The organism is Azospirillum sp. NS33 (genome assembly GCF_059703765.1).
This window is the reverse complement of the sequence record NZ_BAAKJB010000002.1, coordinates 120,743-139,020: the sequence shown is the minus strand read 5'-3', so window position 1 is coordinate 139,020 and position 18,278 is coordinate 120,743. Positions and strand designations below refer to the sequence as shown.

Below are 18,278 nucleotides of genomic sequence, written 5' to 3'. Positions count from 1 at the left end.
GACACCATGACGTCCGTCACGATTCTCGGGTCCGGCTGCCGCACCTGCCTCGCCACCGCCCGCCTGATCGAGGAGCGCGCCGCCGCGCTCGGCGTGTCCGTCACGGTCGAGAAGGTCACCGACCCCGCCGTCATCCTCGGCCACGGGGTCATCCGCACCCCCGGGGTGGTGGTCGACGGCACCGTCGTCCACGCCGGCGGCGTCCCGGCCGCCGCCGCGGTGGACGGCTGGCTGCGGGCGCAGGGGGCGCCGCTTGACCGGGGCGAATGATTTTGATATTTGGAAAATCATCGAACCATTGACCGCCCCGACGGAGGCACCATGGCGCCCGCGAAGGTCTACAACGTGCTGTTCCTGTGCACCGGCAACTCGGCGCGCAGCATCATGGCGGAGTGCATCCTGCGCCGCTGGTCCAACGGGCGCTTCGCCGCCTTCAGCGCCGGCAGCCGCCCGCGCGGGCTGGTCGATCCCACGGCGCTCGACCTGTTGCAGCGCTTCAACCATTCCGTCGAGGGGCTGCACAGCAAGGACTGGGACGCGTTCGCCCGCCCCGACAGTCCCCAGCTCGACTTCGTCTTCACCGTCTGCGACCAGGCGGCGGGGGAGCCCTGCCCGGTGTGGCCGGGCCAGCCGATGACGGCCCACTGGGGCGTCGAGGACCCGGTCGCCGTCCAGGGGCCGGAGGAGACCCGCGCCAAGGCGTTCCGCCGCGCCTATTTCGAGCTCGACAGCCGCATCAAGATCTTCGCCAGCCTGCGGCTGGAGGGGCTGGACCGCCTGTCGCTCAAGCGCCGCCTCGACGAGATCGGCCGCATCCACCACGCCGACAGCGACGTCGCCTGACCCGCGCCTAGACCATTCGTCCGCCCAACGGACGAGTTCTTGCCTCGCCCCGCCGCGCTCGCTTAGACTGTTGCAAAACAGTGAAAGCCTCCGACGGGGAGGAGCGCATGCCGGACACCGCCGGGCGACCCGCGTGCCGCCGCCGCACCCTGCTTGGCGGTCTCGCCGGCCTGGCCGCCGGCACGGGTGCCATCCTGGCGGCGTCCTCCGCCCGCGGCGGCGACGCCCTGCGCTTCGGCCTGACGCCGGTGTTCCTCGATTCCGACACGGCCCTGCTGGCGGCGCTGGAGCGTTACCTCGGCGCCGCCACGGGGCGGCCGGTGGCGCTGGTGCAGCGCCGCACCTACCAGGAGATCACCACCCTCCTGCTGACCGGCAACCTCGACGCCGCCTGGATCTGCGGCTTCCCCTTCGTGCAGTACCGGCCGCGGCTGGCGCTGGTGGCGGTGCCGCTCTACCGCGGCCGGCCGCTCTACCAGTCCTACCTCATCGTCGGCGCCGGCGGCCCGGTCGCCGCCGTCGACGACCTGCGCGGCACGGTGCACGCCTTTTCCGACCCCGACAGCAACTCCGGCTTCCTGGTCACCCAGCACCTGCTGGCGACCCGCGGCGAGACGCCGGCCAGCGTCTTCCGCCGCAGCTTCTTCACCTACGGGCACCGCAACGTGGTGCGCGCCGTCTCCAGCGGGCTGGCCGAGGGCGGCAGCGTCGACGGCTATGTCTGGGACGTCATGGCCGAGGTGGAGCCGGCGCTGGTCGCCGGCACCCGGGTGCTGCGGCGCTCGCCCTGGCTGGGCTTCCCGCCGGTCGCCTGCCCGGCGGCGCGGCGCGACGGCGCCGACATCGCCGCCCTGCGCCGCGCCCTGGTGTCCATGGCCGACCACCCCGCCGGGCGCGACGTGCTGGCGCTGCTGCGCCTCGACGGCTTCACGGTGGCCGACCCGTCGCTGTTCGACCCGATCGCCGCGATGTACGACGTCGTGCGGGCCCACCCATGACCCGCCTCCCCGCCCCGGCCGCCTGGCCGCTCACCGTCAAGGTGCCGCTGCTGGTGGCGCTGCTGATGGCGGCGGTGGGCAGCGTCCTGTCCTGGTCGGTGCTCACCCGGCTGGCGGCGGACCAGGAGGCGCACCTGCGCGCCCTCGCCTCGGCCCAGCTCGACAGCCTCGCCGTCGCCCTGCAGCCCCACGTCGCCCGCCAGGACGTGTGGGAGACCTTCGACATCCTCGACCGGCTGCGCCGGCGCGATACGGGGGTGGCGACGCGCGTCTTCGTCGTCACCCTGCCCGACGCCACCGTGCTCGCCGCCAGCGACCCGCCGCGCCATCCCGTGGGCACGGCGCTGCCGGCGCCGCTGCGCGGGCACCTCGCCGGTGCCGCGGGTCTCGTCCTCGATCCCGGCCGGCGGACCGCCTGGGCGCACCGCCGCCTCGGCACGGCGGCGGCGCCGTCGGGCCACGTGCTGGCGGAGATGGACATCGCCCCGCTGATGGCGGCACGGCGCGAGGTGCTGACCACGCTCGTCCTGTTCAACGCCCTGCTCACCCTGTCCTTCGCGGCGGTGGGCTACGCCCTGGTGGCGCGGCTGATGCGGCCGCTGGCGATCCTGGAGGAGCACGTCGAGCGCGTCCGCACCGGCACGCCCGCCCCCATCCCGGAGCGCTTCATCGCCCGCCAGGAGACCGGATTCGGCCGCCTGTTCCGCCGCTTCAACGCCATGGCCGAGGCGCTGGCTGAGCGCGAGGCGCTGGCCGGCCGGCTGGCCGACGAGGAAAAGCTGGCGCTGCTCGGCCGGCTCGCCTCGGGCATGGCGCACGAGGTCAACAACCCCCTGGGCGGCATGCTCACCGCGGTCGACACCCTGAAGCGCCATGGCGCCGACGACGCCGTGCGCCAGCGCTCTGCCGCGCTGATCGAGCGGGGCCTGCACGGCATCGCCAGCGTCGTCCGCGCCGCCCTGGTCGTCTACAAGGAGCCGCCCGGCGGGGCGGCGCTGGCGCCCGAGGACCTCGACGACCTGCGCTTCCTGGTCGCCCACGAGGCGCAGCGGCGGCGCCTGGAGCTGGTGTGGCGCAACGGCCTGGCGGGACCGGCCCCGGTCGACGGGGCGGCGGTGCGCCAGATGGCCCTGAACCTGCTGCTCAACGCCTGCCACGCCTCGCCGAACGGCGCCCGGGTCGTGCTGGAGGCGGAGCGCGGCGCGGGCGCGCTGCGGCTGGCGGTGAGCGACCAGGGCCCCGGCCTGCCGCCGGCCATGGGGGCCCTGCTGGCCAGCCGCGGCGCCGCCCCGCTGCCGCGCGGCGGCCGCGGCCTCGGCCTGTGGACGGTGGCACGCCTGCTCGAACGCACGGGGGGCGGTGTCACCGTCGCCGCCGCGCCGGGCGGCACCACGGTGACCCTGACCCTGCCCTGCCCCGCCCTTCGCCACGACGACGGGAGACTGAGCCATGCCGCGGAGTGAGGCCGACGCACCCCCGACCATCGCCGTCATCGAGGACGACGCCATCATGGGCGAATCCCTGGTCGAGCGGCTGCGCCTGGAAGGCTACCGGCCGCTGTGGTGGAGCACCGCCGGCGAGGCGCTGGCCGCCCTCGACCGCGAGCACCCCGACCTGGTGGTCTGCGACATCCGCCTGCCCGACCTCGACGGCGAGGCGCTGTTCCCCGCGCTGGCGCCGCGGCTGGGCGGCACGCCGGTGGTGTTCATGACCGGCTTTGGCGACATCGGCCAGGCGGTGCGCCTGGTCCGCGCCGGCGCCGACGACTACCTGACCAAGCCGTTCGCCGTCGACGACTTCCTGGCGCGGATCGCCGACCTGCTGCGGCGCAGCGGCGCCGGCCGCCCGTCCGGGGCGCTCGGCCGTTCGGCCGCGATGGGCGCGGTCGAGCGCCTGCTGCGCCGCATCGCCGACGTCGACAGCACCGTCCTGATCACCGGCGAGAGCGGGGCCGGCAAGGAGGTGGCGGCGCATTTCCTGCACCAGGGCTCGTCGCGCGCCGCCGCTCCGTTCATGGCGGTCAACTGCGCGGCGATCCCGCCCGAGCTGATCGACAGCGAGCTGTTCGGGCACGAGCGCGGCGCCTTCACCGGGGCGCGGGCGCTGCACCGCGGCCACGCCGAGCGGGCGGCCGGCGGCACCCTGTTCCTGGACGAGATCGGCGACCTGCCGCTCGCCGTCCAGGCCAAGCTGCTGCGCCTGGTGCAGGAGCGGGTGTTCTTCCGGGTCGGCGGCGAGGCGCCGCTGCCCTTCGCCGCCCGGCTGGTCTGCGCCACCAACCGGGATCTGGAGCGGGCGGTGCGCGACGGCGCCTTCCGCCACGACCTCTACTACCGCATCAACGTCATTCCCGTGACCGTGCCGCCACTGCGCGCCCGGCGCGACGACGTGCCCGACCTGCTGCACGCCTATCTGCGGCACTTCGCCGGCCGCTTCGACCGGCCGGCGCACCACCTGACCCCGGCGGCCGAGGCGGCGGCGCTGGCCCACGACTGGCCCGGCAACGTGCGCGAGCTGCGCAACCGCGTGGAGCGGGCGGTGGCCCTGGCCGCCGGCCCGGCGATCGCGGCGCACGCCCTGTTCCCCGAACGGGCGCCCCCCGACCGGGGCGGCGACGGGCCGTGGCCGCCGCTGGCCGCCGTGCGCGACCACGCCGAACGCGGCCACATCCAGGCCACCCTCGACCACGCCGGGGGCCAGCTCGCCCGCGCCGCCGACCTGCTCGGGGTGGGCCGCACCACCTTGTGGGAGAAGATGCGCCGGCTCGGCATCGCCGGCGGACACGGCGCCTGACGGCGTCCGGAAATCCGGACGCGGCGCCGCCTCCCATCCGGATTTCCGAACGGAACCGGCGCCGGCATCCGCGGATCCCGCCGCCCGCCCGCTGGCATGCCGATTGCTCAATTTGGCCTACCAACAATCGGTCCAAGGGAGGAACCGTTCATGCCGGAGTGTCCGAAGCTCGCAGCGCTGGGCCGCCGCCAGTTCCTGCGCAGCGGTGCCGCCGTCACCGCCGGGGCCGCCGCCGCCGCGGTCGCCCCGCCCCCCGCCCGGGCGGCCCTGCCGGCGGCCCGCGTCGACTACCCGCCGGGCCGCCTCGCCAACCTCGAGGAGCTGACGGTCGACCAGCCGCTGCCCATCGCCTGGCCCGACGCCGACTCCCCCGGCGTCCTGGTGAAGCTGGGAACACGGGTGCCGGGCGGCGCCGGGCCCGACGGCGACGTCGTCGCCTACTCCACGCTGTGCCCGCACAAGGGATACCCGCTGGCCTTCGACGCCGCCGACCGGACCTTGAACTGCCCCGGCCATTTCTCGCGCTTCGACTGCGAGGCCGCGGGCCAGCAGGTGTGGGGGCACGCCACCCAGAACCTGCCGATGTTCCGCCTCGCCGTCGACGCCAACGGCGACATCACCGCGCTCGGCGTCGACGAGCTGATCTACGGCCGCACCCGCAACGTGCTGCAAGGCTGACAGGGGGAATGGACCCATGACCTACAAGCGTGGCATCGACCAGCTTCCCATCCCGCCCCGCACCGCCGTGGTGCACAACGTCACCTGCGACTTCTGCATCGTCGGCTGCGGCTACAAGGCCTATTCCTGGCCGATCGACCAGCAGGGCGGCGTCCGGCCGGAGCAGAACGCCTTCAGCGAGGACCTGTCGCGCCAGCAGGGTGCCGAGAGTGCCGCCTGGTACGCGCCCTCCATGTACAACGTGGTGGAGCAGAACGGAAAGCTGGTCCACCTCGTGATCAAGCCGGACAAGGAGTGCGAGGTGAACGCCGGCCTCACCTCGGTGCGCGGCGGCCGCATGGCCGAGACGCGGGTGTCGGAGCAGACCGGGACCATGACGGCGCGCCTGTCCAGCCCGATGGTCTGGCGCTATTCGCAGATGATGCCGACCTCCTGGGAGGACTCCCTGGCGCTGGTCGCCGACGTCACCCGCCGCGTCATCGAGGAGATGGGCGAGGACGGGGTGATCGTCTCGGCCTTCGATCACGGCGGGGCGGCCGGCGGCTACGAGAACACCTGGGGCACCGGCAAGCTCTACTTCGACGCGCTCAAGATCAAGAACATCCGCATCCACAACCGCCCCGCCTACAACAGCGAGGTGCACGCCAGCCGCGACATGGGGGTGGGCGAGCTCAACAACTGTTACGAGGACGCCGAGCTGGCCGACACCATCTTCGTGGTCGGCGCCAACCCGCTGGAAAACCAGACCAACTATTTCCTCGCCCACTGGGTGCCCAATTTGCGCGGGGAGTCCCTGGGAAAGAAGCGGTCGCTGCTGCCAGGCGAGCCGCACGCCGCCGCCCGCATCGTCGTCGTCGACCCGCGCCGCACCGTCACGGTCAACGCCTGCGAGGCGGTCGCCGGGGCGGAGAACGTCCTTCACCTCGCCATCAACCCCGGCACCGACCTGGTGCTGCTGAACGCGCTGCTGACCGAGATCGTCGCCCGGGGCTGGCAGGCCGGGGACTTCATCGCCGCCCACACCAGCGGCTTCGCGGCGGCGGTGGCGGCCAACCGCACCGCGCTGGACGAGGCCGCCACCGCCACCGGGTTGCCGTCCGAGGCCATCGCCAGGGCGGCGCGCTGGATCGCCGAGCCCAAGGAGGGCGGCACGCCACGGCGCACCATGATGGCCTACGAGAAAGGGCTGATCTGGGGCAACGACAACTACCGCACCAACGCGGCCCTGGTGAACCTGGCGCTGGCCACGCACAACGTCGGCCGCGAGGGCACGGGGTGCGTGCGCCTGGGCGGTCACCAGGAGGGCTACGTCCGCCCCTCCGACGCCCATGTCGGGCGGCCCGCGGCCTACGTCGACCAGATGCTGATCGCCGGCCAGGGTGGCGTCCATCACGTGTGGGCGGTCGACCACTTCAAGTCGACCCTCAACGCCGAGGAGTTCCGCCGCGCCTACCGCCGCCGCACCAACCTGGTGAAGGAGGCGATGGACAGCGTGCCCTACGGCGACCGCGCCGCCCAGCTCGACCAGATCGTCGCGGCGATCAAGCGGGGCGGCCTGTTCAGCGTGGTCGTCGACATCCTGCCCACGCAGATCGGCGAGGCCGCCCATGTCTGGCTGCCGGCGGCGACGGCGGGCGAGATGAACCTCACCTCGATGAACGGCGAGCGCCGCCTGCGCCTGAGCGAGCGCTACATGGACCCGCCGGGCACGGCGCTGCCCGACTGCCTGATCGCCGCACGCCTCGGCACCGCGCTGGAGGAGTCGTTCCGGGACGCGGGCGACGACGTCCACGCCGCGCGCTTCAAGGGCAAGTTCGACTGGACAACCGAGGAGGACGCCTTCATGGACGGCTACCACGCCAACGCCGAGGGCGGGGAGCACGTCACCTACGAGCGCCTGCGCGCCATGGGCACCAACGGCGTGCAGGAGCCGGTGACGGCCTTCGAGGGGGCCAGGCTCGTCGGCACCAAGCGCCTCTACACCGACGGCCGGTTCAAGACCGACGACGGCCGCGCCCGCTTCCTGGAGACCGCCTGGCGCGGCCTGCAGGTGGCCGGCCGGCAGGCGCAGAAGGACCGCCATCGCTTCCTCATCAACAACGGCCGCAACAACCTGGTCTGGCAGAACGCATTCTACGACGTGCACACCCCCTTCGTGCGCGAGCGCATGCCGGTGGCCCCCATCGAGATGAACCCGGACGACATGGCGGGGCTGGGGCTGGCCGCCGGCGACCTCGTGGAGGTCTACAACGACGTCGGCTCGACCCAGGCGATGGTCTACCCGACGCCGACCGCCAAACCGGGACAGGCGTTCATGCTGTTCATCGCACCGACCGGACAGGTCGGCAACGTCATCAGCAAGGGCACCAACGAGCTGATGATCCCCAACTACAAGAACGTGTGGGCCGACATCCGCCGCATCGGCCGGGCACCCGGCGCCGACGCCATGAGCTTCAAGAGCATCGCGTATCCCCACGGGCTCTAGCGCGGCACCATCCGCGGTTCGTTGCAGGGGCGCTGCGGCGCCCCTGCAACGCCGCCGCCGGGACCGTGGCCCCGATCGTCACCCCCCCCCGCCTCGGCAGCGCCGTCAGCCCCGCGCCGCCAGCCGCTCCACCACCCGCGCCAGCGCCTCCTGGGCCGTCAGCAACACCGCCTCGTCGTCGGCGGTCTCGGCCACCGCGCTCAGCCAGTCGGCCAGGGCGCCGTCGTCGGTGAACCGCGCCATGCGCTCCGCCAGCGCCGCCGGCGTCAGGCCACGCCCCACCGGCGGGGCCGGGGTCCGGCCCTCGCGGTGATAGGCGATCCGGCGCTCGCGGCGCAGCAGGGCGGCATGGCCCAACTCCTCCGATGCCAGACGCTCGGCCATCGCCCGCAGCTCCGGGGCGGCGGCGTGGGCCGCGACGTAGGCGAAGAAGGCGAAGGCCTGGTCCTCGTTGCGCACCGCGACGGCCAGCGCCTCGTACGGGGTGATCCGCGGCCGCGCCAGCAGGGCCTCCCAGGCCGCGGCGATCTCGGGCGGAATCCGGCCGGCGGCGGCTTCGGCCGCGGGAGCCGGGCGGCCGAGGCGCTGGGCCCACTGCCGGATGCCGCCGGCGTGGTCGCGCTCCTCCTCCACCAGCGCGCGGAAGGTCGCCGCGGTGTCGGCCGCCCCCAGCCGCTCCATCGCCCCGGCAAGCTGGGTGTAGCGGCGCACCGCCTCCAGCTCCAGCGCGAGCGCGGTCCCCAGGAGCGCGTCCGCGGACGGAACGGCACCGTCGGGGGCGCGGCGGCGGAAGGCGCGGGAAAGGCGGGACATGGCGCATCGCTCCTGTCGTCTGGCCTGCCGAAGCTAGCCCGGGAAAGTTCCGGGGCGGCTTGACCGTCATCAAGTCCCCGCCATCGGGAGTGCGGCTTGATGCGTCGGCAACCCGCTCAACGGAACCCGGACAAGGGGAATGACGGCTCTCTGGACGCGCTGCGCCGCCTGTGCCCTCGGGCTGGCGCTGACCCTTCTCGCCGCGGCGACGCCCGCCGCGGCGGCCGACCCGCTGCTTCCCCGCTTCCTGCCGCAGGTGGCGGCCGGCGCGCTGTTTCCCGGCGCCGACCGCATCGGTCCCGTCGGGGCGGCGGTGCCGGTGGCGCCGGTCTACAAGGGCGACACTCTCCTCGGCCACGCCTACCTGACGTCCGACTTCGTCAACACCACCGGCTACTCGGGACGCCCCATCCACGTCGCGGTGGGGCTGACCCCGGACGGCGTGGTCGCCGGGGCGGCGCTGCTCGACCACCACGAACCGATCGTGCTGGTCGGCATTCCGCTGGAGCGGATCACCGCCTTCATCAACGGCTATGTCGGCCGCAACGTCCTGGAACTGGCCTCGCAGAGCGCCGCCGCCCCGCCGGTGGACATCGTCTCCGGCGCCACCGTCACCGTCATGGTGATCGGCGACTCCATCGTGCGCTCCGGCAGGAAGGTCATGCAGGCGCTGGGCGGGACCGCCGCCGACGCCGCGCCCGCGGTGCGCCGCAGCCTGGCGGAGAGGGTGGGCGAGCACCCCGGCGCGGTCGAGGACTGGGCGACCCTGGTGGGGGACGGTTCGGTGCGCCGCCTGGCGCTCAGCGTCGGCGAGGTCAACGCCGCGTTCGAGCGCACCGGCAGGGCGGAGGCGATCGCCCGACCCGAGCCGGGCGCGCCGGAGGAGACCTTCATCGACCTCTACGCCGGCCTCGCCACCGTGCCGACGATCGGTCGCAGCCTGCTCGGCGACGCCGAATACGCGACCTTGCTGCGCCGCCTCAAGCCCGGCCAGCACGCCCTCGTCGTGGCCGGGGATGGCCGCTACTCGTTCAAGGGCTCGGGCTATGTGCGCGGCGGCATCTTCGACCGCATCGAGCTGATCCAGGAGGAGGCGGGCACCCGCTTCCGCGACCGCGGCCACAAGCGCCTCGGCGCCATCGCCGCCGCCGGCGCCCCCGGGCTGTCCGAGGTCGGCCTCTTCCTCCTGCCCGAAACCGCCGATTTCGACCCCGCCGCGCCATGGCGCCTCCAGCTCCTGGTGCAGCGCGCCACCGGCCCGATGGACAAGGCGTTCGTCACCTTCGACCTGGGCTACCAGCTGCCGGAGCGCTTCGTCACGACGGAGCCGGCGGCGGCGGCGGCGACGGTCTCGAGCGCCACGGCGCCGGCCGCCGAAACGCAGCCCGCCGCGGCCGCCGAGGAGCCCGCCGAGACCCCGCTGTGGCAACGGATCTGGCAGAGCCGCCTGGTGGACGTGGCGATCCTTGGCACCGCCATCGCCCTGCTGACCGCGATCTTCTTCTTCCAGAACCTGCTGGTGACGCGGCCCGCCCTCTACAGCCGGGTGAGGCTGGGCTTCCTGGTCTTCACCCTGCTGTGGATCGGCTGGTACACGACGGCCCAGCTCTCGGTCGTGAACGTCTTCACCTTCGCCGGGGCGCTGCGCACGGGGTTCTCCTGGGACTACTTCCTGATGGACCCCCTGGTGTTCATCCTGTGGTCCGCGGTGGCGGCCTCCCTGCTGTTCTGGGGCCGCGGCGCCTTCTGCGGCTGGCTGTGCCCGTTCGGCGCGCTGCAGGAGCTGGCGGCAAAGGCGGCCCGGGCCCTGAAGGTCCCGCAGCTGTCCGTGCCCTTCGCCGTGCACGAGCGGTTGTGGCCGATCAAGTACATGATCTTCCTCGTGCTGTTCGGCCTCTCGCTGTACTCCCTGGCGGCCGCCGAGCAGGCGGCGGAGGTCGAGCCCTTCAAGACGGCGATCATCCTCCACTTCGTGCGGGACTGGTGGTTCGTCGCCTTCGCCGTCGCCCTGATCGCCGCCGGCCTGGTCATCGAGCGGTTCTTCTGCCGCTACCTGTGCCCGCTCGGCGCGGCCCTGGCGATCCCCGGCCGCCTGCGCATGTTCGACTGGCTGAACCGCTACCGCGAGTGCGGCAACCCGTGCCGGCGCTGCGCCAACGAATGCCCGGTCCAGGCCATCCATCCGGACGGCCGGATCAACCCCAACGAGTGCATCCAGTGCCTGCACTGCCAGGTGCTCTATCACCACGACCACAAGTGCCCGGTGGTGATCCAGAAGCGCCTGAAGCGCGAGCGCTCCGGCACCGCCGCGCCGGCGACCCCGGCGCCACGGGCGCCCGTGCTCACCACCGACCCGACCTGCGGGACCGTCACCGCGCGCCCCGCCGGACGATGACCCCGGCATCCCTTTTCGACACCCAAGAGAGGACAACACCGATGTCGAACGAGACTGACAAGACCGCCTCCCTCAACCGCCGCGACCTGCTGGGGGGCACCGCCAAGGCGGCGGCGCTGGCCGGCCTGACCGGCGCGGTGGGCGGCGGGGCCGCCGTGTCGCTCGGCGGCGGTTCGCTGCTGGGCGCGCGCGCGGCCCAGGCGGCGACCGCGGCGGGCGGCCGCTACGAGGTGAAGCCCGGCGACCTCGACGAATACTACGCCTTCCACTCCGGCGGCCATTCCGGCGAGGTGCGCATCCTCGGCATCCCGTCGATGCGCGAGCTGATGCGCATCCCCGTGTTCAACCGCTGCTCCGCCACCGGCTGGGGCCAGACCAACGAGAGCCGAAAGATCCTCACCGAGGGGATGACCGAGGAGACCAAGGCCTTCCTCGCCAGCCGCGGCGGCATCTACCTCAACGGCGACGCCCACCACCCGCACATGTCGTTCACCGACGGCACCTACGACGGCCGCTTCATCTTCATCAACGACAAGGCCAACACCCGCGTCGCCCGCATCCGCTGCGACGTCATGCGCACCGACAAGATCATCGAGATCCCCAACGCCGCGGCGATCCACGGCCTGCGCCCGCAGAAGTTCCCGCGCACCGGCTACGTCTTCGCGAACGGCGAGCAGCGCGTGCCCACTCCCAACGACGGCCGCGACCTCAACGCGCCGAAGAAGTACAAGTCGCACTTCACCGCCGTGGACGGCGACACCATGACCATCGCCTGGCAGGTGTGGGTCGACGGCAACCTCGACAACACCGACTGCGACTACCAGGGCAAATACGCCTTCTCGACCTGCTACGATTCCGAAGAGGGCGTGACCGCGGCGGAGATGACCTCGGGCGAGCAGGACTGGGTCGTCGTCTTCAACATCAAGCGGATCGAAGAGGCGGTGAAGGCCGGCACTGTGGAGGTGGTCAATGGCGTTCCCGTCGTCGACGGCCGCCATGGAACCCCCTACACCCGCTACATCCCGGTGCCGGCCAACCCGCACGGAATCAACACCGCGCCCGACGGCATCCACGTCACCGTCAACGGCAAGCTGTCGCCCACCGTCACCGTGTTCGACGTGCGCCTGCTGGACGACCTGTTCGACGACAAGATCGAACCCCGCGGGGTCGTCGTCGCCGAGCCGAACGTCGGGCTGGGCCCGCTGCACACCGCCTATGACGGGCGCGGCAACGCCTACACCACCCTGTTCCTCGACAGCCAGCTCGCGAAATGGAACATCGACCTGGCCCGGCGCGCCTACGCCGGCGAAGCGGTCGAGCCGGTGCTCCAGAAGCTCGACGTCCACTACCAGCCCGGCCACAACCACACCTCCATGGGCGAGACCCGGGAGGCGGACGGCCAATGGCTGATCTCGCTCAACAAGTTCTCCAAGGACCGCTTCCTCAACGTCGGGCCGCTGAAGCCGGAGAACGACCAGCTCATCGACATCTCCGGCGACGAGATGAAGCTGGTGCACGACGGCCCGACCTTCGCCGAGCCCCACGACACGCTCATCGTCCACCGCTCCAAGGTCAACCCGACGAACGTGTTCGACCGCGCCGACCCGTTGTGGGAGGACGCCCGCCAGCAGGCGGCGACGGACGGCGTGGTGCTGGAGGACGACGCCAAGGTGGTGCGGGACGGCAACAAGGTCCGCGTCTACATGTGGCAGCGCGCCCCGGCCTTCGGCCTCGACGACTTCACGGTCAAGCAGGGCGACGAGGTCACCGTGTACCTGACGAACATGGACGACATCGACGACCTGACCCATGGCTTCGCCCTGACCAACCATGGCGTGAACATGCAGGTCGGGCCCCAGGAGACCGCGTCGGTCACCTTCAGCGCCGACCGGCCCGGCGTGCACTGGTACTACTGCAGCTGGTTCTGCCACGCCCTGCACATGGAGATGGCCGGGCGGATGATCGTCGAACCGCGCGCGGCGTAGCCGGCTCCGCAGCCCTCCCCCGCCCCCCCGGCGGGGGAGTCCCCCCTCACGCAAACCCGGCCCCGACATGAACGGACCCGCCCTCTCCCTCACCGTCCTGCTCGCCGTCCTTCCCGCCGTCCTGACCGCCATCCTTCCGGCCGCCGCGCCCGCCGCCGCGGCCACCCTCACGGCGGCGCCGGGCGACCTGGCGGCGGTCCTGCGCGCGGCCGAACCGGGCGACACGGTGGTGCTGGCGCCCGGCGTCCACCGCGGCCCGGTCGTCGTCGACACGCCGCTGACCCTGACGGCCGAGACCGGCGCCGTCATCGACGGCGCCGGCGTCGCCAGCAGCGTGCGCGTGACGGCCCCCGGCGTCACCCTGCGCGGGCTGGAAATCCGCCACTCCGGAACCAGCCTGATCGACCAGCACGCCGGCATCTTCCTGGACAAGACCGCGCGCGGCGCGGTGGTCGAGGGAAACCGCCTGGTGGACAACCTGATCGGCATCTACGTCTGGGGCGCGGCGGACTCCGTGGTGCGCGGCAACACGGTCGAGGGGCTGACCACCCTGCGGCCCAGCCAGCGCGGCAACGGCATCCAGGTGTGGAACGCCCCGGGTGCGGCGGTGATCGGCAACACCGTCCGCCACGGCCGCGACGGCATCTTCGTCACCACCTCCAAGCGCAACGTCTTCCGTGGCAACCGGCTGGAGACCGTGCGCATCGCCGTGCACTACATGTACACCAACGACAGCGAGCTGTCTGAGAACGTCTCCGTCGGCAACGACGTCGGCTTCGCCGTCATGTTCTCCAACAACCTCACGGTGCGGGACAACCTGTCGCGCGGCGACCGCGATCACGGATTGCTGCTGAACTACGCCAACGGCAGCACCATCACCGGGAACACCGTCCTGGGCCGCTTCGACCCGGGTGCGCATACCGGCCCCGGCCCGCGCTTCGGCACCGGCAAGTGCGTCTTCATCTACAACGCCAACAAGAACCGGCTCAGCGGCAACCGCTTCGAAGGCTGCGAGATCGGCGTCCACTTCACCGCCGGGTCCGAGCGCAACGCCATGACCGGCAACGCCTTCATCGCCAACCGCACCCAGGTGAAGTACGTCGGCACCCGCCACCTCGACTGGTCGGCGCAGGGGCGCGGCAACTACTGGTCCGACAACGCCGCCTTCGACCTGGACGGCGACGGCGTCGCCGACGAGGTCTACCGGCCCAACGACGTGGTCGACCGGGTGCTGTGGACCCACCCCGTCGCCAAGCTGCTGATGAACAGCCCCGGCGTCCAGGTGATCCGCTGGGCCCAGAAGCGGTTCCCGGCGCTGCATCCCGGGGGCGTCATCGACTCCCGCCCGCTGATGGCGCCGCCGCCCCCCACCCCGCCGGCCCGCGGGGCCGACGGCATCGCCCGGAGTGACCAGCCATGACCGAGCCCACCATCCTCGCCGCCGGGGTCACCAAGCGTTACGGCACCCGCGCGGCGGTGCGCGGGGTCGACCTCGCCCTCCACCCCGCCGAATGCGTCGCCCTGGTCGGCCACAACGGCGCCGGCAAGAGCTCCCTGATCAAGCTGATGCTGGGCCTGACGACGCCGAGCGAGGGCCATGTCCGGGTTCTGGGGGAGGACCCCGCCGGCGCCGGCGCCGCCCGCATCCGCCGCCGTGTCGGCTTCCTGCCCGAGAACGTGGCGTTCCAGCCCGCCATGACCGGCCGGGAGTGCCTCGATTTTTACGCCCGCCTCAAGGGCGTGGCGGTTTCCGGCAACGGCCCGCTGCTGGAGCGGGTGGGCCTGGACCCGGAGGCGGCCCGGCGTCGGGTCGCCACCTATTCCAAGGGCATGCGCCAGCGTCTCGGGCTCGCCCAGGCGCTGCTGGGCGGCCCGGCGGTGCTGTTTCTCGACGAACCGACCACCGGCCTCGATCCGGCCTTGCGGCAAAGCTTCTACGAGATCGTGCGCGAGCTCCGCGACGCCGGCACGACGGTCCTGCTGTGCAGCCACGCGCTGACCGAGCTGGAGGGGCAGGCCGACCGGGTCGTCGTGTTGAACCGCGGCCGCAAGGTGGCGGAGGGCTCGCTCGCCACCCTGCGCGCGCTGGCCCAGCTGCCGGTCCGCGTCCGGCTGACCCTGGCGCACGGGACGGCCGACGCGTTCGCCGGCGTCGCCGGGACACCGGTCCGGCTGGCCGGCGGGGTGGTGGAGCTGACCTGCGCCAACGACGACAAGGTGGCCGTGGTCCGCCAGCTCGCCTGCCGTGATCTCGACCTTGCCGACATCGACATCGTCCAGCCCAGTCTGGACGAGATGTACGCCCACTTCTTGCGCCGGGAGGCGGCCGAATGAACGCCCTTGTCCTGATCGCCGCCAAGGAGGTGCGCGACGGCCTGCGAAACCGCTGGGTGGTCGCGACCACGCTGCTGATGGCCGCTCTGGCGCTCACGCTGGCGTTTCTCGGCAGCGCCCCGACCGGCACCGTGTCCGTCGGCCCGCTGGAGGTGACCATCGTCAGCCTGTCCAGCCTGACCATCTTCCTGCTGCCGCTGATCGCGCTCCTGCTGTCCTACGACGCCGTGGTCGGCGAGATCGACCGCGGCACCATGACCCTGCTGCTGTCCTACCCCGTCGCCCGCTGGCAGGTGCTGCTGGGCAAGTTCCTCGGCCACGCCGCCATCGTCGCCGTCGCCACCGCGCTCGGCTACGGGGCGGCCGGGTTGGCGCTGGCGGCCACCGGGCCGGCCATCGCCGCCGAAAGCTGGTGGGCGTTCGCCGCCATGATCGGGTCCAGCGTCCTGCTCGGCGCGGCGTTCACGGCGCTCGGCTATCTCGCCAGCACCGTGGTGCACGACCGCGGCACCGCCGCCGGGGTCGCCGTCGCCCTCTGGCTGGTGTTCGTGTTGCTCTACGACATGGGGCTGCTGGGGCTGGTGGTCGCCGACCAGGGGCGCACCGTGGACTCGACCGTCCTCACCTGGTTGCTGCTGGCCAACCCGGCCGACGCCTACCGCCTGTTCAACCTCGTCGGGTTCCAGTCGGTCAGCCAGTTCGCCGGCACCGCCGGGCTGGCGGACCAGGTGCAGGTGGCCCCCGCCGCCCTTCTCGCCGTGCTCGCCGCCTGGGTCGTCGCCCCGTTGGGCGTGGCCGCCCTCGTCTTCTCACGGAGGCAGATCTGATGCGCAGGATGCTCACCGCCACCCTCCTCGCCGCCACCCTTCTGGGACCGCTCGCGGCCTGCCGGGAGGACCGCGCCGCCGCCGCCCCGCCGCCGCCCCAGGCGATCACCGCCGACGCCGTCGGCCACTACTGCGGCATGGCGCTGTCGGAGCATCCCGGCCCCAAGGGGCAGGTGCTGGTCGCCGGCCGGGAGCAGGCGCTCTGGATGAGCTCGGTGCGCGACCTCTTCGCCTTCACCATGCTGCCGGAGGAGCGCAAGGACGTGGTCGCCCTCTACGTCACCGACGTCGGCCGGGCCGCCGATCCGGCGCACCCCGACCTCGCCGCCTGGGTCGAGGCCCGGCAGGCCTGGTACGTGCTGGGAAGCCGTCTCGCCGGCGGCATGGGGCAGGCCGAACCCTACTCCTTCGCCACCGAGGACGCCGCCCGCGCCTTCGCCGCCGCCCAGGGGGGAACGATCAAACGCTTCACCGACGTGACCGCGGAGGAGATTCTTCAGCCGCCCGAAGACGCCGCCGCCGTCACCCCGGGGCACCGTCTGTGAGCGCCCCCCTCACCCGCCGGCGGGTCATCAGCATCGCCGCCGCCGCCGCCGGCCTCGCCGCCCTGCCCGGCCCGGGCCGGGCCGGGCCGGCCATCCGCCACACCTGGTCCGGCAGCGCCCTGGGCGCCGCCGCCAGCCTCACCCTCTACCACCCGGACCGTGGCACGGCGGATCGGATGATCCGCCGGTGCCTGGCCGAGGTCGCCCGGCTGGAGCGGGCGTTCAGCCTCTACCGCGGCGATTCCGAACTGGTGCGGCTCAACCGGGACGGCGCGCTGGACGCCCCGTCGACCGACTTCGTCCGCCTGATGGGCGACGCCGTCGCCGTCGCCGAAGCCACCGGCGGCGCCTTCGACCCCACGGTGCAGCCGCTGTGGCAGCTCCACGCCGCCGCCGTGCCGCGTGCACCCCAGGCGCTGGCCGCGGCACGCCGGCTGGTCGACCACCGCAGCCTGCGGGTGGAACCGGGGCGCGTCGCCTTCCTCCGGCGGGGCATGGCGGCGACCCTCAACGGGATCGCCCAGGGCTACATCACCGACCGCGTCGCCGACCGGTTGCGGGCGGAGGGGATGGACCACGTCCTGGTCGACATGGGCGAGATCCGGGCGCTCGGCCACCGGCCCGACGGCCGGCCCTGGGTGGTGGGGCTGAAGGACCCAGCGGCGCCACGGCGCCTCGCCGCGACGCTGGAGGTGGCGGACCGGGCCGTCGCGACCTCCGGCGGCTACGGGCTGACGGTCGGCCATCTCTACGATCCGGCGACCGGCGAGGTGGCGCGGCGGTGGCGCGCGGTGACGGTGCTGGCCGGTGACGCGACCACGGCCGACGCCCTGTCGACCGCCCTGTCGGTGGTGTCCGCCGAGCGTGCCGCCGCCATCATCCGCCGCTTCTCCGGCGCGCAGGCACGCCTGACCGCGCCGGATGGACGCGTTCTGGAGGTGTCGGCGGAGGCCTGAGCCCCGGTCCCCGCGCGGCGACCGACCGCCGGTCGATTGACGGTCGATTGACGGTCGTCAATGCGCCGCGCCGCCGTTTTTATTAGCTATTGCTAATTGAAAGACGGCCGCCACCGCGGTGCCGCCAGTGCCGGCCCGGCCGGCGACCGTCGTCGCTCCAGCCATCCAGGAGACCGCGACATGAAGGGACCGCTTCTCGCCCTCACCGTGCTGTGCGCCACCGCGGCCACGGCGCTCGCTCCGGCGCACGCCGCGGACCGGGAGGAGCTGTTCGTGGTGGTCACCAGCGGCGACCCGCAGACCCAGGCGATGGCGATGATCCTGGCGGGCGAGGCGGCCACGTCGGCGGTTCCGGTCAGGGTGCTGCTGTGCGGTCCCGGCGGCGATCTCGCGCTGAAGGGCGCCGCCGCGCCGGCCATCGCCCCGGCGGGGAAGACACCGCAGCAGATGCTGCAGGGGCTCCTGCGGGCGGGTGCGACCGTGGAGGTGTGCGGCATCTACCTCCCCAACAGCCCCGGCACGACGCCGGCCGACCTGATCGACGGCGTCACCCCGGTGCGCCCCCCGACGATCGCCGCCCACATGCGCAAGCCTGGCGTGCGCTACTTCACGTTCTGAACGGAGGA

At 72.9% G+C, this 18,278-nt stretch carries 16 protein-coding genes; 15 read left to right on the top strand and 1 reads right to left on the bottom strand.

Going from position 1 to position 18,278, the window contains the following annotated elements; all coding sequences use genetic code 11:
- Nucleotides 1-6 precede the first annotated feature (6 nt).
- From AC6H2I_RS03270 to AC6H2I_RS03240, 7 genes are all read left to right on the top strand, one after another.
- Nucleotides 7-270, top strand: a complete 264-nt coding sequence (locus AC6H2I_RS03270; protein WP_497499140.1) for a thioredoxin family protein — start codon at nucleotides 7-9, stop codon at nucleotides 268-270.
- A 51-nt stretch (nucleotides 271-321) separates the two neighbouring features.
- Nucleotides 322-843: an arsenate reductase ArsC gene (locus AC6H2I_RS03265; RefSeq protein WP_497499139.1), complete on the top strand. Its 522-nt coding sequence runs from the start codon at nucleotides 322-324 to the stop codon at nucleotides 841-843.
- A gap of 107 nt (nucleotides 844-950) precedes the next feature.
- Complete coding sequence (locus tag AC6H2I_RS03260; protein ID WP_497499138.1) at nucleotides 951-1,841, top strand: substrate-binding domain-containing protein; 891 nt, start codon at nucleotides 951-953, stop codon at nucleotides 1,839-1,841.
- Complete coding sequence (locus tag AC6H2I_RS03255; protein ID WP_497499137.1) at nucleotides 1,838-3,304, top strand: sensor histidine kinase; 1,467 nt, start codon at nucleotides 1,838-1,840, stop codon at nucleotides 3,302-3,304. Before AC6H2I_RS03260 ends, AC6H2I_RS03255 begins: the two co-directional genes overlap by 4 nt.
- Nucleotides 3,291-4,634, top strand: a complete 1,344-nt coding sequence (locus AC6H2I_RS03250; RefSeq protein ID WP_497499136.1) for a sigma-54-dependent transcriptional regulator — start codon at nucleotides 3,291-3,293, stop codon at nucleotides 4,632-4,634. Before AC6H2I_RS03255 ends, AC6H2I_RS03250 begins: the two co-directional genes overlap by 14 nt.
- Before the next feature lie 150 nt (nucleotides 4,635-4,784).
- Entirely contained in the window at nucleotides 4,785-5,312 is a 528-nt protein-coding gene (locus AC6H2I_RS03245; RefSeq protein ID WP_497499135.1) for an arsenate reductase (azurin) small subunit, read from the top strand.
- A 16-nt stretch (nucleotides 5,313-5,328) separates the two neighbouring features.
- Nucleotides 5,329-7,797 (top strand): arsenate reductase (azurin) large subunit, encoded by a 2,469-nt coding sequence (locus AC6H2I_RS03240; protein WP_497499134.1) that lies wholly within the window; start codon nucleotides 5,329-5,331, stop codon nucleotides 7,795-7,797.
- A gap of 105 nt (nucleotides 7,798-7,902) precedes the next feature.
- On the opposite strand, the gene AC6H2I_RS03235 is transcribed toward AC6H2I_RS03240, so the two are convergent.
- Nucleotides 7,903-8,610: a ferritin-like domain-containing protein gene (locus tag AC6H2I_RS03235; RefSeq protein WP_497499133.1), complete on the bottom strand. Its 708-nt coding sequence runs from the start codon at nucleotides 8,608-8,610 to the stop codon at nucleotides 7,903-7,905.
- 139 nt (nucleotides 8,611-8,749) lie between these two features.
- On the opposite strand from AC6H2I_RS03235, the gene AC6H2I_RS03230 reads away from it, so the two are divergent.
- The 8 genes from AC6H2I_RS03230 (at nucleotide 8,750) to AC6H2I_RS03195 (ending at nucleotide 18,270) form a co-directional block, all read left to right on the top strand.
- Nucleotides 8,750-11,005, top strand: a complete 2,256-nt coding sequence (locus AC6H2I_RS03230) for a 4Fe-4S binding protein (RefSeq protein WP_497499132.1) — start codon at nucleotides 8,750-8,752, stop codon at nucleotides 11,003-11,005.
- Nucleotides 11,006-11,046: 41 nt separating this feature from the next.
- Nucleotides 11,047-12,990 (top strand): TAT-dependent nitrous-oxide reductase, encoded by a 1,944-nt coding sequence (gene nosZ, locus AC6H2I_RS03225; protein ID WP_497499131.1) that lies wholly within the window; start codon nucleotides 11,047-11,049, stop codon nucleotides 12,988-12,990.
- A gap of 67 nt (nucleotides 12,991-13,057) precedes the next feature.
- Nucleotides 13,058-14,410 carry a nitrous oxide reductase family maturation protein NosD gene (locus AC6H2I_RS03220; protein WP_497499130.1) on the top strand — a complete coding sequence of 451 codons (1,353 nt, stop codon included), beginning with the start codon at nucleotides 13,058-13,060 and terminating at the stop codon, nucleotides 14,408-14,410.
- Nucleotides 14,407-15,324, top strand: a complete 918-nt coding sequence (locus AC6H2I_RS03215; RefSeq protein ID WP_497499129.1) for an ABC transporter ATP-binding protein — start codon at nucleotides 14,407-14,409, stop codon at nucleotides 15,322-15,324. Before AC6H2I_RS03220 ends, AC6H2I_RS03215 begins: the two co-directional genes overlap by 4 nt.
- Entirely contained in the window at nucleotides 15,321-16,151 is an 831-nt protein-coding gene (locus AC6H2I_RS03210) for an ABC transporter permease subunit (protein ID WP_497499128.1), read from the top strand. The genes AC6H2I_RS03215 and AC6H2I_RS03210 overlap by 4 nt, the downstream gene beginning before the upstream one ends.
- Nucleotides 16,151-16,696 (top strand): nitrous oxide reductase accessory protein NosL, encoded by a 546-nt coding sequence (locus AC6H2I_RS03205; protein ID WP_497499127.1) that lies wholly within the window; start codon nucleotides 16,151-16,153, stop codon nucleotides 16,694-16,696. The genes AC6H2I_RS03210 and AC6H2I_RS03205 overlap by 1 nt, the downstream gene beginning before the upstream one ends.
- Nucleotides 16,693-17,652 (top strand): FAD:protein FMN transferase, encoded by a 960-nt coding sequence (locus AC6H2I_RS03200; protein ID WP_497499126.1) that lies wholly within the window; start codon nucleotides 16,693-16,695, stop codon nucleotides 17,650-17,652. The genes AC6H2I_RS03205 and AC6H2I_RS03200 overlap by 4 nt, the downstream gene beginning before the upstream one ends.
- A gap of 180 nt (nucleotides 17,653-17,832) precedes the next feature.
- On the top strand, nucleotides 17,833-18,270 hold the full coding sequence (locus tag AC6H2I_RS03195) for a DsrE family protein (protein ID WP_497499125.1): 438 nt from the start codon (nucleotides 17,833-17,835) through the stop codon (nucleotides 18,268-18,270).
- Nucleotides 18,271-18,278: the final 8 nt, after the last annotated feature.